Annotated in this window: 9 protein-coding genes; 1 reads left to right on the forward strand and 8 read right to left on the reverse strand. The window is 49.0% G+C overall.

Annotated features, from left to right (window positions below; genetic code table 11):
- Positions 1–281: 281 nt before the first annotated feature.
- A complete protein-coding gene (gene trxA / locus BMY78_RS27675) occupies positions 282–599 on the reverse strand; it encodes a thioredoxin (protein ID WP_036605788.1) in 318 nt (105 codons plus the stop codon).
- A 263-nt stretch (positions 600–862) separates the two neighbouring features.
- Here trxA and BMY78_RS27680 point away from each other — a divergent pair, with 263 nt between their 5' ends.
- Entirely contained in the window at positions 863–1,018 is a 156-nt protein-coding gene (locus BMY78_RS27680; protein WP_090810527.1) for a YqzM family protein, read from the forward strand.
- A gap of 115 nt (positions 1,019–1,133) precedes the next feature.
- On the opposite strand, the gene dnaI is transcribed toward BMY78_RS27680, so the two are convergent.
- The 7 genes from dnaI to BMY78_RS27715 all read right to left on the reverse strand — a co-directional run bounded on the left by dnaI (position 1,134) and on the right by BMY78_RS27715 (position 16,190).
- On the reverse strand, positions 1,134–2,084 hold the full coding sequence (dnaI, locus tag BMY78_RS27685; RefSeq protein ID WP_090904499.1) for a primosomal protein DnaI: 951 nt from the start codon (positions 2,082–2,084) through the stop codon (positions 1,134–1,136).
- A gap of 230 nt (positions 2,085–2,314) precedes the next feature.
- Positions 2,315–5,092: an alpha-mannosidase gene (locus BMY78_RS27690; RefSeq protein ID WP_090904500.1), complete on the reverse strand. Its 2,778-nt coding sequence runs from the start codon at positions 5,090–5,092 to the stop codon at positions 2,315–2,317.
- 4 nt (positions 5,093–5,096) lie between these two features.
- Positions 5,097–8,270, reverse strand: coding sequence for a beta-galactosidase (locus BMY78_RS27695; RefSeq protein WP_090904501.1), 3,174 nt, complete (start codon positions 8,268–8,270; stop codon positions 5,097–5,099).
- Positions 8,267–9,586: a glycoside hydrolase family 125 protein gene (locus BMY78_RS27700; protein WP_090904502.1), complete on the reverse strand. Its 1,320-nt coding sequence runs from the start codon at positions 9,584–9,586 to the stop codon at positions 8,267–8,269. Before BMY78_RS27700 ends, BMY78_RS27695 begins: the two co-directional genes overlap by 4 nt.
- Before the next feature lie 254 nt (positions 9,587–9,840).
- Entirely contained in the window at positions 9,841–12,948 is a 3,108-nt protein-coding gene (locus BMY78_RS27705; protein ID WP_090904503.1) for an alpha-mannosidase, read from the reverse strand.
- 4 nt (positions 12,949–12,952) lie between these two features.
- Positions 12,953–15,301, reverse strand: coding sequence for a glycoside hydrolase family 3 N-terminal domain-containing protein (locus BMY78_RS27710; RefSeq protein ID WP_177185895.1), 2,349 nt, complete (start codon positions 15,299–15,301; stop codon positions 12,953–12,955).
- A gap of 34 nt (positions 15,302–15,335) precedes the next feature.
- Complete coding sequence (locus tag BMY78_RS27715; RefSeq protein ID WP_205525065.1) at positions 15,336–16,190, reverse strand: carbohydrate ABC transporter permease; 855 nt, start codon at positions 16,188–16,190, stop codon at positions 15,336–15,338.
- Positions 16,191–16,194 lie beyond the last annotated feature (4 nt).

Here is a 16,194-nt window from a genome sequence, read left to right on the forward strand (position 1 = left end):
CGAATGCTTCCGATGCAGCTTTCTTTCAGAAAGTTTTAGGCGAACGCTTCGCTTTTCCAGGTTTTTTCTGTCTTCTCCGTTACTGTGAAAATAATTAGTTCCATTAATATATAAGGGAAAACAAGTCTTGGGATAAATACATGCACTGCGGTTCTACAGATCGGATCTGCACCCTACGTTATCATGTAAAAATAATTATACTTTATATTGTCCTATATGAAAGGTTTCGACGCAAAACGCCCCCGGCGCATAACCGGAGGCGTATGTGAAATCTTGGTTAATTATTGGTGTTTTTCGATAATTCCTTTGAGAGCATCTTTCGAGTTCAGACCAACCACTTTATCAACCGGTTGACCATCTTTGAAGAAGATCAATGTTGGAATGCTCATTACGCCGAAGCGGGAAGCAGATTCCGGATTTTCGTCCACATTGACTTTAGCAATTTTCACTGCATCTCCAACTTCGGTGGACAGCTCTTCCAGGATTGGAGCGAGCATTTTACAAGGACCGCACCAAGGCGCCCAGAAATCAACAAGAACCGTTCCTTCGCCTTCGACTTCAGCGTTGAAGGATTGATCGGATACGTTAACAATAGCCATGAAATTGTCCTCCTTATATATACTTACGGTTTATTTTAACCTGTAACGTCGTGAACGACACTTCCAGTATAACACAGGTACTCTAATGTTGTGAAATGAACGCAGCAATGTTCATCTTCCCAACATCAAATCTTCACAATTGAAGAACTTGCAGGTTCGCTGCAAAATCTTTACAAACGCTTTCTTTTCCAAGTATACTAAAATTACTCCGGGCTTCAGCTCCCTGTAAGGGCAAGCTGTTATCCCCATAAGGAGGCAATACCATGGATGCAAATGTGCGGATCAACGACCCGCGTGAACATGTGAACGAGGAACCCCGTAACGATCTGTTTGATCTGATAGCGGGTGTTGCTGGCATGGCCGGCCTGATGACGGTTATCTTTTTCGGAATGGTTATTTTCAAATTTATCACCGAATAGGAACTTCAGGCTGCACGCAGGCCAGAAAAGCCCGGTTTTCGCTACAATGCGAAAGCCAGGCTTTTTTTGGACTATAGGAGTAAAAAATAGATCAGATCGGTAACATAAATAGAAATTAACGTTTGCCCCGTTGATTCTCACCCCGAACCGAGATGACATCAACAAACGGACGAATCCGGTCCATCAAACGCTGGCCTTTGTTCATTTCCTCGCCATCCCTGCTGGTGAAGCTAAGATGTTTCTCCAGCCCATCCAAGTTATAGTTGGACGTGTAAAATGTAGGTTTGCGATTCATACGGTAGTTCAGAATGGAACCCATCACATGATCCCGAACCCATGGGTTCAGATTCTCTGCCCCAATATCATCAAAGATGAGCAGATCACAGCTTTTCAGAATATCCGTCGTTTCCTTCAGCTTGTTTCCTTCACTAATCATGGATTTCAGATCCTCCACAAAATCAGGCATGTAGATAATAACACCTGTGTGGCCCACAACCGCGAGTTCATGCAGCAGATAACACATCAGAAACGTCTTGCCCGTTCCAAATGATCCTTCCAAAAACAGTCCTTGCGGAGATAATCCATTCTCCTTGGTGTCGTTAATATAACGCAGAACCTGGTTCACCGCCGGAGCACGCATCCGATCCTTGCCCATAATTTCCACATCGTTATATCCTGCATTGAGCGCACGCTCGTCCACATAGAAACTGCGGATTCTCTGCTTGATGACATGCTCATTTTGCCGGGCGATATGTTTGGAACAAGGTGCTTTTTTATCTATAATTTCGGGTTTACCGTTAAAATGCTCTACTTCCAGTTTGCAAAAGTGACCCTGGAAATCGTTAGGACAGTTGTCGAGCCCCGGACAGTTCGCACAGTTCTTCGAATCTTTGGCATACTGATACAGCTTGCTCAGATCGGTAATAAGCTGTGCATCTTTCAGTTCAGGATGACCTGCGCGGAATTCGCGTACGTACGGATCTTCCATCAAATCCGCCGCAATCCGCCGCGACTGTTCACGAAAGGAAGGATTCAGCTGCTGAAGCAGTCCTCCCAAGGATTCCATGGCTTCAAGCCCCCTTAATAGTTTCAATATAGAATGAACAATTGAATTTTACGATGACCATCATGATGGCAGGGTAACCTTCGATCGCTTGTAATTCTACTGTTCATTCTATATAAACTTGAGGAATAACTCAACATGTTCAGCTGGAAAAAGCATTATCCATTCCATGACAGTACGCAGAACTTCGGTTAGACACTACACAAAGAATTGATCCGATCACGCTTGGAAAATTAACGACGCAATCCCACCGTAACAATCTCACAAGGTCCCGCTTGAAGAGCCCATTCTTTGCTAGTCAAGGCAGTGGAAGATTCATTTACCATCGAAGCATTCAGTTTGCCTGTCTCTTCCTCCAGAATGTTGCTCTGATATGCATCTTCAAATGCCTGCGGGATGGACTCAGAAGCAGCAAACTTCAACTCAGTTGTATTCGACCCCATATTATACCAACGCAACATCAGATCACCCGAATCCTCGTTCACTTTCAGTGAAGAAAACGCAAGACCGTCCCCTTGCCACGCAAAAGGTGTGTTGCTTGGCGTCAGGAATCCCGGATGTACGGTCGTCTGAGCCAAAGTCCATGGAATCTGGAACTGGTAAGCTTCAATGTACGCTCCGGATGTTGCTCCGTTCCCGTCATGAGGGATAATCTCCAGCTGGAAGGAATGCTCACCGAGACACTGAGCTTCCGGTGTAGGGAACAATCCCCAGTCTCCAAGTTCTCCCACGGCACGAAGCAGTGTTACGGCAATCGTATTCCGTCCATCCTCAAGAACCTCATATTCATTCAGACCCAGATTGGCTACAACCAATCCAGCCTGATCCTCACTCACATCAACAAAACTTTGCTGATGCTGGGTATTGCTCGGATTCTGCCATTCCGGTGCAGGCGTATTATCGCGAGTAGCAATTTCGAACATCGAATCAACGTGATGAACAGCCGATGTCAGATCCGTCGGGAAGAGTGCCCGTACCCGATGATCCTTCGCCTGATTGTTGAAAGTTGTTTCGAGCTTGATACCTTTTCCACTGCGGCTTAACGACACAATGGTTCGGATCTTGAGCCTAATCATTTGTTTGGAACGTTGCGCTTTACGATGTGGATAATAAATCAGTTCCCGCTGCTCACGATCAAGCGTTTCATCAGCGGATTCAGGAATTTCCCAATGATGAACAATTTCGTACGAAGCTCTGTAAGGCGCATCTTCAATAACCCGAATTTCTGCCCGAAGATCCTTCGTAGTCAATGCCACTTCATTCTCCGGTTGCTTGAACATGTACTCATTGCCGATATCACCGACATTTTCATACACGCCAAGATCTTTATACGTCCGGCCTGTCCGTTTATCTGTGAGTGCAAAAGATCCATTGTCTGCAATATTTACGATAAAATATTCATTTTCCATGCCACGTTCACCACGCAGCAGTGTATTTGAATTCGCAGCATTGCTGTCCATGCGAACCAAAGCATACGTCTTCAGGCCAAGTGCAGGCACATTCTCTGCTTCAAACGTAATGCTGACCCGACGGCAGCTATATGGCTGACGGAATCGATCATCCGGCAGATCATATCCGAATTGCAGACCCAGATCCTCTACCGTACACGGAACTGGTTTGCCTTCTTCATCCACCAAAATACGACCTGACAGGTCAATGGCGTTCATTTTGGCTGCCATATCTTCCAATGAGAAACCATCGCGGAAGTACAAACGGGCCGCATCCAGTTCAATCTGAACTACACCGCTGCGCTCCCATCCCGATGTGTTAAACACAACCACAGGCCGCGCTTCCTCACCATATCGTTCAAATGTTGAAGTATCCACAGCTGCAGCGATTTGGCTGGTGCTATCCTCAATCAGGGCCTCAGCCACATGACGGCTCTTATCAAACCGGGTGACCATCTCGCGATGCACCTCGTCTACGCTACAGCCACAGATGCTGTCATGCGGATGATTCTGCATCAACGTTTTCCACGCATAGGTAAACTGATCATGCGGATATGGATGACCTAGCAGATGCGCGAACGAAGCCAGGGGCTCAGCCACCTTTTCCAACATGGATTGGCCCAGTTGGTTCATCTGTTTCAGATAAACGCGTGCGGAAGCTGTGTTCACCAAAGTGCCCCAGCCATCGGTACGCTGGCTGCGCAGCTCTCCTTTTACAACAGAAAGCTCCTGAACCGCAGATGCTTTCAACGCTGACAGATAGTCCGGGAAGTTGGAGTGAACAAACTCGATATCGGGATACAATTGTTCAGCCATACGGATGGCTTCAGGCAGATCCTTCTGAATCGGCTGGTGATCACATCCGTTCATGTACAGCAATTCATTGGTCGATGCATATTTCTCCGCGTCAGCCAGCTTGGTTTCCCAGAACTTGCGAGCTGAAGCTTCGTCCACCGGAACTTCATTCCCGTTAGAGTACCAGTTGGCAAATAAAACACCGAGCACTTTAGATCCATCCGGACCTTCCCACATCAGCTCTGAGAAACTGGATTCGTATCCATCGTCAGACACCATGTTGTTGAAGCCCGTTGGCTTCACGCCTCGCCCGAAAAAGACATTATCGATGCCCGATTGCAGCATAAGCTGCGGTGTCTGTCCTACAAGTCCGAACGTATCTGGGAAGTATCCGATCTTTGAAGGTGTTCCGTATCGTTTGGCATCCCGATGTCCAACCTGCATATTACGAACATTCGCTTCACCACTGGTCAGGAAGGCATCCTGCAAAATATACCAAGGCCCAATGACAATACGGCCATCACGAATATGCTTCTCCAGCCGTTCCTTCTGCTCAGGTCTAACCTGAAGATAGTCATCGATGATGATTGTCTGGCCGTCCAGGTAAAAGCTTTTAAAATCCGGCCCCTGATCGAGCTGATCCAGCAAGGCATCCACCAGCTGCACCAATCGCATATGATGTTTCTCATACGGCAAATACCATTCCCGATCCCAGTGCGTATGAGAAATAATATGCGCTCTTTTCGATTTGCTTGTTGGTTTGGTCATTGTATTATTCCCCCTCTACCTCTTGTTGTACAATCTCTACTTCATCCGGTCGATATACGGCTTGCAGCTGTCCGGCCGCATCTGTGGCAAACAGCACGGAGCGATTTTTCTCCAACAGGAACGTATATATGGCTCCCGTACGTGTATCTCTGACTTTCACCTCATGATTCAAAGCGAACTCCGATACAAATACGTATAGATTGCCTTTCGGAAAGCTCAGCTTCCGTCCATAAATCCCTGCCAGATCACCGCCAGATATCCATTCCAGTTCATTTTCAATACCAGCCACTTCTGACGCATATCGATACAGGTCAGCCAGCGGCTCATCCCGGCTGTTCAGCTCCAGCGGCAGCGGGCTCCAGATCAACTTGCCGTTGCCTAATGGTAGTACGACTACTTCATCAGGTGTATGATTCTCCGCATGAAGCAACGTTTCCTTCGCCACCTCGGCAATCCGGCGACGACCATACGTGACGCGGTGATTCACCCCGTTAATATTCAGCATTTCTTCTCGCTGTACGTTGCCCAGACTGCGCTGGCCAACAAGATGATCTACCCGATCACTTGTTTTCCAATAAGCATCCAACCCGAGCGGGCCCGTAATAAGCAGCGTAGCTCCTTCATTCTCCGCGAAGTTCAATAGCTCGCTTAACGCATCGCTGTCCATGTTGTGAGGACTCGGAACCATGATCAGCTTCGGAGGTTGCTGCTTCAATGCTTCCAGATGATACTCGGATACAGCCCGGAATGGCTGCTTCAGCTCATAAGCCATCACACGCGTCAATTTTGTGGTTGCATCGTAGGCCAGGGAACGGTTCGAGAAGTCGTTGGAATACGGGAAGACCACCGCAATGTCCTCCAGCTCACGATCAGTAAACAGGTCTCGAATCTGCTCCATGAATCGGCCAAAATCGTAAGACACATCGGCTTCAGGTTTTTCTGTACCGTCCGCTCTCAGCGCTCCAATATGAGATTCATTGGCATTATCCATATAGAAGTTCGTATTCCAGATCCATTGCACTGCTCCGGCTCCGCCTGTTGAGAAGGCATAGGCGTATTTGCGCTCCAGAATGCTGTGAAGCTCTTCCTCTGTGCGTTTGGCCCGGCCATCCGGGGTTTCCACATACATGATGCCTGTCTCCTGAATGAGATTGGGTTTATGTGGTGTTTTGGCGAAAATACCGTCCCAGATCAGGTCATCGTTGAGCCACCAGGAATGCACGGTTGTATAATCCACTTCACTCTCGTAGAAGAACGGTGAAGGCCGCTGTGCTCCGAGAGCTTCATCCTGTCCCACGGTAACCAGATGATGGGGAACAAGATCCTTGATCGTGCCTACAAGCTCTCTCGCCCAAACATTATGCATCTCCATCGAGAAGAGACAGTAATCAAGCCAGCGTGTTCCTTTTTTAGCCTTGTGCATATCCTGTACATCGAAATTGATCTCTTCCGGTTCAGGAATGACTGCTGCTGTAAAGTCAGGGAGCTGCTTAGGTGACATGTTCCATGCCTCCTGCAACGCTTCAATCGTCTGATGCCGCTGCTGAAGCCACGCGATAAACGCCTGCTGCTCATATGAATCTCTTGCCGAACGTGGCCCATCGGAGAATATGCGCACAGGATCAAACATCGACGGTTCATTAATCAAGTCCCAGTCCACATGTGTGGAATGTCTGTGACGACTCACAATGCTGCGAATGAAGCGTTTCTGTGCATCTACGCTCTGCGGGTCCAAATATGGATTTGTTCCTTCCCACGTCTCGGGTGTAAAAGAGAAAAAGGTGAACGTCACTTGAAGGCCATGCCGTTTTGCCGTTAACAGGAACGCATCAATAGCACGCAGTACATCCTCGGACATATGACCATCCACCTGCATCATGTTGCGATAGGCAGTCCAAATTCCGGTCCGAATCCAGTTAATGCCGGCTTTCGCCATCTGTGCCATATCCCGATCCCATACATCCGCATTGGGAAGGAACAGGAATTTCCGTGCCACGTCCGAGGTCATGTAGGTCATACCAACAACAGGCAGCGGACGACCGTCTTTGATAAAATAATCTCTGCTGCGTGTTATGACTCCCCCTTCTGCGAGCAAAGCTGCGTCCTGACCCCAGAAGCCCTGCCGCAGTATGCGAACTTCTCCATCCGGTGCCTGAACACGACCGATGATTCGGTACAGCCCGCTCTCGATTGAAAACGGAAGAAGAATCCGTTCAAAACGCTGTTCGCCGGAAAGTTCCATCTCCAGTTGATGATTCCATACCTTCTCTACCGTGCCGTTTGTGCGATCTTCCCGTTCAACGGTTAAATCAATGGTCCAAAGTTCCGGCTCACTTCTTCTGCTGCCCGCACGCTGTAGAATTTGGGTTTGGAGGATCAGTGAGGCTCGTTCACCCAAATCATATGCAGCATAGTTCGGCTTCAGAGATAGCTCGGTTACACCTTTGGCGCAATACTGCGCCCAGTTCACCATTTCAGCTGCTCCGTTCTGTTCCCAGAAAGCAGCCGTCAAAGGCAGATGCACAAACAGCCAGCGCGAACCGGCAAACGTACTGCGGGAGTTTTCCCATAATACGATTGGGGCAGCGATGCTGCGACCATCCTTGCTGCGGCCGCGAAGCAGCGGAGAAATCTGCGTGCTCATCGGACCTGAGGAACCCATTTGATGTGGCAAATCGCTTGTTTTGGTTGTATGAGGTACCAGATTCCACGTATCCGCACTCTCGAACAGTCCCTCTTTGCCTGCAAGGAGTGAAATATCTTCTGAGGAAATTAGTGAATCCACTTTGGCTGCGGATACCTTTAATGCCTCATGAATATAAAGCTCCTGGTGATACGCCGTTTGTTCCGACTCGGAAATCCATGCCCCATTCTCCTGACGAACAGGACGTTTGAATGGTGCACCGCCAACACTGATCAGGCTTCCGCCCTGATGAAGAAAAGCTGCAATTGCGGTCCAAGCGGATTTTGGAAAATAAGGCGCATGCAGGTTCACGAAACACCCTTCACCTGCCGCTGTGCTCAAAGCCGAAGCCAATTCATCCGCGCCCACAACGATGATCTCTTCCGATGCTTTCCATGAATCAAGAGCACCTTGCGTTGGCAAAGTACCCTCCACTGGAAACGTTGGATCAGAGAAAATAATCAACTTGGTTCTCTTCACCTGTGCGCTGCTCATAGCAAACCATCCTTCATGGATTTATAGACCAACTGGGAGAACAGGCTGTTGGACCAAGCAAACCATTTTCTCGTAAAAATCGTCGGATCGTCGGCATGGAAACCTTCATGCATATATCCTGTATCCGCATCCGTTGCTTCCAGCATCCGAATGATTTCGAGCTTCTCTTCAGCAGACTGGGCCGTCAATCCTTGCATGGACAGACCCATATGCCAGATGTAATCCGGCGGTGTATGCGGGCTGCCGATTCCTTTGGCAACTTTGCCTTCATAATAGAACGGATTCTCTTTGCTGAGCGCAAAACGTCTCGTATTCTGATAAATCGGATCATCCGCTGTGACGTAACCAAGATAAGGAATAGACATCAGTCCCGGTGTACCCGCATCGTCCATCAGGCAGTAGTTGCCGAATCCATCCGTCTCATAAGCATAGATCGGGCCAAATTCAGGATGACGGTAAATACCGTACAGCTGGATACCATGATCTACTTCGGCTTCCAGATCCTTAAGTTCCTGCAGGAACTCCATATCCCGGAATACCCACTCCGCGAACTCCTGCATCTGACGCAGGGCAACGACGGCAAACATATTGCCTGGAATGTTGTAATGGAAATCACACGCATCATCACTGGAACGGAAACCAGACCAGATCATGCCTGTGTAATTGACGGGCATGCCTCGTCCGTTATTGCGGATTGAATCCGTAGCAATACCGTTATTGCGGGTAAAGCTGTATGGTGATTGCTCCATGTGATGCTGCTCCACCTTGAACAAATCCACGATTTTGCGCATGGCGGCTTTGAAGCTGGAATCGAAAATATCCGTCAGTTCGGTTTCTTTCCAATATAAATAAGCGAGACGCACGACAAAGCACAAGGAATCAATTTCGAATTTGCGCTCCCACACCCAAGGTGACATCTCGGTCACGTCGGTGGTGTTCCAGTGCCAGTCATTGGCTGTCTCGTTAAAGGCGTTAGCATATGGATCAATATGAACGTACTGGATGTGACGCTTGATCAGACCGCCAATAATGCGTTGCAGGTCTTGATCTTCCTTGGCAAATGGAATGTAATGCACCACTTGCTCCACAGAATCACGCAGCCAGGAAGCTGGAATATCGCCAGTGATGACAAAGGTTGTGCCGTCATCCATTAATTTCGTTGTTGTTTCAATCGTATTCGGGAAACAGTTCTTGAATAGTTGAAGCAGCTTCGGTCGATGCGCCAGCTTCTGCTCTGCTTCTTCCATTACAGCCTGTACGGCTTGTGGCAATGCAACAGGTGGCATCGGTATTTTGGGTAGTCTGAATTGTTCCATGAATGAGTGCACTCCTTAAACAAATTGGATGGTGTAGCTGTAGCAAGATCAGCTGAGAACATTCACACTAGCCACTACGATGACAGAATAACCTTCCGATCGCTGTTATCCCCAGATTTTTTGATTCCCTTCTCCAGAAGGTTAAAATCCGGGGATAAAGGCGAACATTTCACTTCTTCAGGTTATTTCTGTCCTCTCCGTTAACGTGTGAATAAAAAGCTGAGCTTACATAGCTCAGAGTATTTCAAAAAGGTTTACCGTAATAGCACGGTTTTTATTTCGTAAGGTTTAAAAGATAATGTAATCTGACCATTGGTGGTATCCAAAGGCTCACCTGCTTCTTCCAAAGCATTGGAGAGATAAGCTTGTTCAAATGCATGCGGCCATTGCAGCGTCACACGTTCACGCTTGCCGGAAGATTCATAGAAACGGAGCACTGTACCGTGTCCTGCCTCTGCCGGTTTGACCGTATCCAAAATGACGTGGCTGCTATCGAATTCGATCCAGGCTCCAGTTGAAGGGCGTACGCCTGCGTTCTGGTCCGCCTGATGCACAGGCACTTCATGGTTCAATTCGGCTGCCTGACGTACCGTATGTGCACTTCTCCAGTCGCCTTCATGTGGATACAGGGAATAGGTGAAATCATGTTCTCCAATATCCGCAGTCCGGTCAGGCCATCTCGGTGCACGCAACAAGGAAAGGCGAATCGTGCTTCCTTGTACGTCGTATCCATATTTGCAATCATTAAGTAGACTGACGCCATATCCGTGCTCGGCGACATCTGCGAAGCGGTGTCCGCACACTTCATACTGAGCCTGCTCCCAACTCGTGTTGCGATGACTTGGACGCTCCAATGCACCAAATGGAATTTCATAGGTTGCTTTGGAAGTCACTATATCGATCGGGAAGCCCACTTTGAGCAATTTATGATCTTCATTCCAGCTTACATGGGTTTTGAAATCGATCCGTCGATTGTCATGATAGAACACCATATCCTGTGTAATCACAGACTGATGAAGCTTCCACTGAAAACGAAGTACGTCCTTCGTAGTACCTGCCAAAACCAGTTTTTTCTCCAAGAGCTCCACTTCTCCAGCAACCTGAGCCTCATAACGGCTGTCGATATCCCAGGCATCCCAGAGCGTCGGACGGTCATGGAAAAAGTGAAATTGATTGCCGCGTTCACCTGGCTTCAGAATCTCGCGTTCTGCTGTCTTGTCCCACAAGCGGGATATCTCGCCAAGCTCGTTAAACTGAACTTGGTAATACTCGGTTTCCCATGTATCTGTAAAGTTCTTTTGCCCAGCAATGCTCGCCATTTCCCGTACATTTGTTTCCCTTGCATTTTCCGGTACGAGCCAAATCGTCTTATGACCAAACGCTGGAATTTCCGTCACCAGAACCGAAATTTGGCCATCTTCCCGATCCATGCGCAAACGCTGACCTTCAACATCTATAACGTAGCGATCCAATCCATCGTGCATATGAAGTTGAACGACTTCACTTCGATTCCAGCCAAGGCTGTTGAACACAACATAAGGAACAGAACCCTCTGGCCCCTGCGTATTAATTCCCCTCGTTAATGCAGCAACACCTTGATTCAGTCCTTCTCTACCCAATTCGAATACCCGAATATACTCCTCATCCGACGTTACATAGGATTCCGTTATGGCCGAACCAGGGATAATATCATGGAATTGATTCAGCAAAATCAGCTTCCATCCATCATGCAGCGCCGAACGTACTTCAGCATCCTGCTGCGGCTCCATATCCGGTAGGGCAAGTGTGTTCCAGAGCTCCGCTTCGCGATAAAGCACCTCAGCCTTCCGATTGTTGCGCTTATTGCGGCCATGGGTCGTATAGGTACCCCGGTGAAGTTCCAGATACAAGTCGCCATGCCACTTCGGAAGATCAGGCTGCGCCTTCTCGATTCCGTCAAAAAAGGCTCCGGCGGTACTATAACCATTCTTCGGTTGGCCCACCATCAACTCGGAACGGTCCACGTACTCCAACATCTCTCGCGTCACGCCGCCGCCACCATCGCCATGCCCGTACAGAAGCATATGCTCAGGATGCGCCGCCTTCTCACGGTATGACTGCCAATGATCATGAATATCCTTCGGCAAGGTATGCTCGTTAACACCATGATTGAGATAAGACAGGATGGACGTGCCATCAATGCCTACCCAGTGGAACAGATCATATGGAAATACGTTCGTATCATTCCATCCGAGCTTGGTCGTCATGAAGTACTCCACATTGCCATGCTTCAGGATCTGAGGCAGGGAAGCACAATAACCAAATGTATCTGGCAGCCATTCAATCTGTGATGTTTTGCCGAACTCCTCCATATAGAAACGCTGACCATATAACATCTGACGAATCAGGGATTCCCCGCTCGGAATGTTCAGATCCGGCTCAACCCACATCCCGCCAACCAGTTCCCAGCGTCCTTCCGCAATGCGTTTCTTCACCCGTTCATACAGCTCGGGATCATGCTCCTTCAGAAAAGCGTACAGCAAAGGCTGGCTCTGGGAATAAACATAATCCGGATATTCATTCATGAGTGCATCCACCGTGGAGAATGTACGACTGGTCTTGCGCACCGTCTCACGTACAGGCCACAACCAGGCAATATCGATGTGCGATTGCCCCACCATATGCTCCAAGCCTTCGGCGTTTCCACCAATCTCCCGCACTTCATGGATCAATCTATCTTCGATACTGCGGATGTCATTCCCCTGCTTGACAGCCTCTTCTGCCAGGCCTACAAATTGATCCATCGCCCGATAGATCGCTTCCAGCAGGCGCACCCGGCGAAAATCACTTTCCGGCAGCAGCACCGCGGAATCACGCACAATGGTGACCGTGTACATCAGACTGCGAACAGGTTCATTCGGTCGCACCAGCAAACTTCTGATCGATGTAATCGGCGGCTGAATAACCGCCTGTTGATTCAATGGATCAACAGGTTCGGGTACCGGATCGAATAACTCAATCTCAAGTTCAGGCTGAGCCCCTATTCGGGAAGGGTCGAGTGTGACATACGTATGATTACGATCCAGCCCCTGATAGGAATGTCCATTCACCCGAAGCAAGCCTTCCCCACCGGATTCAAATACAAGTCCGTAAGGTTCTTTCTGCCAGGAGGCAGGTACATCCAGCCGTGTACGGAAGAAATAAGTCGTTCCCTGATCACTCGGGAAACGATTCAATCCCTCCCCTTCTGGATAAGCCTTCTGATGGTCGTATTGTGCTGGTACTTTATAATAAGCGCGGCTGATGTCCCAGCTGCGCAGCTCCATTTGCTCCAACCACTGACGTTCGGACAACTCGCGAATAAATCGTCTGATGCGTTCCATTTCCTTACGCCTCCTCTACCGTCAGCTCGGCGAACTGCGTATCGTTCACATGTCTTCCGATATGAATATGGAATTGTCCTGGTTCAACGACAGGCGTGAGATCACGACCAATATATTGCAGCTGCTCCGCTCCAATATGGAAGGCTACCGTCTTCGTCTCTCCAGGTTCCAAAATCACTTTTTCAAACCCCTTCAGTTCTTTGGCTGGGCGTGCTACACGGCTGACCACGTCAGATACATACATCTGAATGACTTCTGCACCTCTGCAAGAACCCGTATTGGTGACTTCCACTGATACGGTGACAGTCTCGTCGGCCGTCATCGATTCTGTACTTAGCTTCGGCTCACTGTAATCAAAAGTAGTATAGCTAAGTCCATATCCGAATGGATAACGAGGCTCCAGATCCTCTTCCAAATAACGCTTGCCGCGTGAACGTTTGCCATTGTAGTAGATCGGTAATTGACCCACATGCTTCGGAATAGATATCGTCAGTTTGCCGGACGGATTCACTTCACCGAACAAGATGTCCGCAATGGCATGCCCACCCTCTTGGCCTGGGTACCATGCTTCCAGAATGGCATCGGCATGTTCATCCACCCAAGGCTCGGTGATCGGGCGACCGTTGATATAAACAATGACAAGTGTTTTGCCAAGCTTGTGAATCTCTTGAATCAGCTCCAGCTGGACTCCTGCAAGCCCAAGCGTCATGCGGTCAATGCCTTCTCCACACTCCATATCATTCCATGAGTTATCGGACACATTGGAAGCACCTGTCTTCAGATCGATCGTTCCTTCACCAAAATCACGGGCACTCGAGCCGCCAACGACCATGATGACCGTATCGGCCTGACGTGCAGTTTCTATTGCGTGCTCGAACCCTTCTCTTGAATCACCCTTGATGCGACATCCCGGTGCATAGAGCACCTGATCACCAACATTCGAATGTCCATCTGAGTCCTCCTCTTCTTGCCCACTCTCACTTATAGCAAGCTTACTGCGGATGCCATCCAGCACCGTAGCCACTTTGGACTTCGGTTGGGGGGAAGTATAATCGCCCAACTGGTTGTAGGCTTGGTCTGCATTAGGACCAATAACAGCAATTCGGCCCGCTGTTGCCGTCGACAGAGGTAACGTTGCAGCTTCATTTTTGAGCAAGACCACACCTTCTGCAGCCAATTGGCGTGCCAGTTGAATATGTTCTTCACTGCCAATGACTTCTGCCGCTCGATCGGCATCCACATAAGGCTGCTCGAATAATCCCAGCTTGAATTTCAGTGCCAGCACACGGCGGACAGCCTGATCCATTACATGCATTTCAAGTTTGCCTTCCGAGATCGCTTGCACCAGATATTGTCCAAACATCTCACCGGACATTTCCATATCAATACCTGCCTGAATGGCCTGTACGGATGCTTCCAATCCATCTGACGCCACATCATGCCCACTTGCGAGCATGTTGATGGCACCGCAGTCCGTAATCACCAGACCGTCAAAGCCCCAATCTTTTCGCAGAACGTCATCCAGCAGCTCCGTATTAACCGTACACGGGATACCGTCGATTTCGTTATAAGCCGGCATAATGGATTGAGCGCCTGCTTCAACAGCTTTGCGGAACGGATACAGATCTACTTCCAGCAGCTCACGCCAGCCCATATGCACCGGTCCCGCATTGCGTCCACCTTCCGAGCTGCCATAACCGACAAAGTGTTTCAGTGTAGCCGCTACCGCATCCTCTTGGTCCAAACGCTCGCCCTGAAGTCCTTGCACGGAAGCAACAGCTAGCTCACCAATAAGATACGGGTCTTCGCCAAAGCATTCCTCGGTACGCCCCCAGCGTGGATCACGTACAACATCCAGCACCGGAGAATACGTTACCGCACCACCTTGAGCACGCGTCTCGCGAGCGACCGCCCGGCACATGTCACGGTACAGATCCACATTCCAGGTACTTCCCAAGAGCAGGGGGACCGGATAGACCGTACCATCAATCGCCATATGTCCGTGCGAGCATTCCTCTCCGATCAGAATGGGAATCCCCAGTCTGGACTGCTCTACAGCATGACGCTGAATAAGGTTTACTGCTTCTGCCCCTTCTCTGGCAGACAGTCCATTTTCAAGCGTAACACCCGTCCATGGATCTGCACGAAGTGCACCGTACAGGGAGCCTACGCCCCCGTTTTCCACCTGCTGCTTAAAGGATTCATTCAGCGTAATGTTCCCCTGATCATTCGTATATGTCTGCCAACCAAAAGGCTGGATGAGCTGACCCGCCTTTTCTTCCGTCGTCATTAAGCTCAGCAGATGTTCTACTCGCTCTTCTACGGATTTGCTTTTGTCCTTATATATCATCATCCTTCAACGCCTCCACCCTATAGAAGTGATTCGGTTACTCTTTGACAGCTCCGACCGTCAGACCTTGTACAAAGTAACGCTGGAAGAACGGATATGCGAAAATAATCGGCAACGTGGCGAGAACCACCATGGCCATCCGTGAAGTATCCTGCGGGATGGATTGCATCGCCGCCAGACTCATCGAGCTGTTCGCCGAGTTCTGCTGGATGAACTGGATGCTGGACTCGATCCGCATCAGCATCGATTGCAGCGGTACGAGGTTGGGATTATCGATATATAACAGTGCATTGAACCAATCGTTCCAATAACCGAGCGTACTGAACAATCCGATTGTCGCCAGCCCTGGCAGCGATAATGGAATGACAATTTTCATAAACGTATAGAATTCTCCGGCTCCATCAATTTTCGCGGATTCAATGACTGCATCCGGCACACTGGTTGAATAGAACGTACGCAGGATCATGATATAGAAGGCATTCATTGCGAGCGGCAGAACCAGTGCCCATATGCTATCTTTTAAATGAAGAAGCTGGGACACGACCATATAGGTCGGAATCATCCCGCCATTAAACAACATGGTCAGAATGGCAAATATGGAGAAAAATCTCCGATAACGGAAGCTCTTGCGGGAAATTGCATAAGCATACAGCGACATTAGAATCAGACTGATGATGGTACCCAGCACCGTCACGAGAATGGTTACCCCATAAGCACGCAGCAGCGTGTCTCCACTCTGCCACACAAACTGATAGGCTGCGAGACTCCATTCCTTCGGAATCAGTCGGTACCCGTCACGGGCCAGTGCTTTCTCGTCCGTGAACGAGATGATCACTACAAACACGAAAGGAAATACACAGATTAAAGCGAATAGTCCGGCCAAAATATTCATAATG

It is taken from the genome of Paenibacillus sp. OK076 (assembly GCF_900110055.1).
GTDB lineage: Bacteria > Bacillota > Bacilli > Paenibacillales > Paenibacillaceae > Paenibacillus.

What these genes read in the sequence shown, in the direction of transcription:
- trxA (WP_036605788.1), bottom strand. Translation starts at nt 599, where the DNA reads ATGGCTATTGTTAACGTATCCGATCAATCCTTCAACGCTGAAGTCGAA.
- BMY78_RS27695 (WP_090904501.1), bottom strand. Translation starts at nt 8,270, where the DNA reads ATGAGCAGCGCACAGGTGAAGAGAACCAAGTTGATTATTTTCTCTGAT.
- dnaI (WP_090904499.1), bottom strand. Translation starts at nt 2,084, where the DNA reads ATGGAATCCTTGGGAGGACTGCTTCAGCAGCTGAATCCTTCCTTTCGT.
- BMY78_RS27715 (WP_205525065.1), bottom strand. Translation starts at nt 16,190, where the DNA reads ATGAATATTTTGGCCGGACTATTCGCTTTAATCTGTGTATTTCCTTTC.
- BMY78_RS27690 (WP_090904500.1), bottom strand. Translation starts at nt 5,092, where the DNA reads ATGACCAAACCAACAAGCAAATCGAAAAGAGCGCATATTATTTCTCAT.
- BMY78_RS27710 (WP_177185895.1), bottom strand. Translation starts at nt 15,301, where the DNA reads ATGATGATATATAAGGACAAAAGCAAATCCGTAGAAGAGCGAGTAGAA.
- BMY78_RS27700 (WP_090904502.1), bottom strand. Translation starts at nt 9,586, where the DNA reads ATGGAACAATTCAGACTACCCAAAATACCGATGCCACCTGTTGCATTG.
- BMY78_RS27680 (WP_090810527.1), top strand. Translation starts at nt 863, where the DNA reads ATGGATGCAAATGTGCGGATCAACGACCCGCGTGAACATGTGAACGAG.
- BMY78_RS27705 (WP_090904503.1), bottom strand. Translation starts at nt 12,948, where the DNA reads ATGGAACGCATCAGACGATTTATTCGCGAGTTGTCCGAACGTCAGTGG.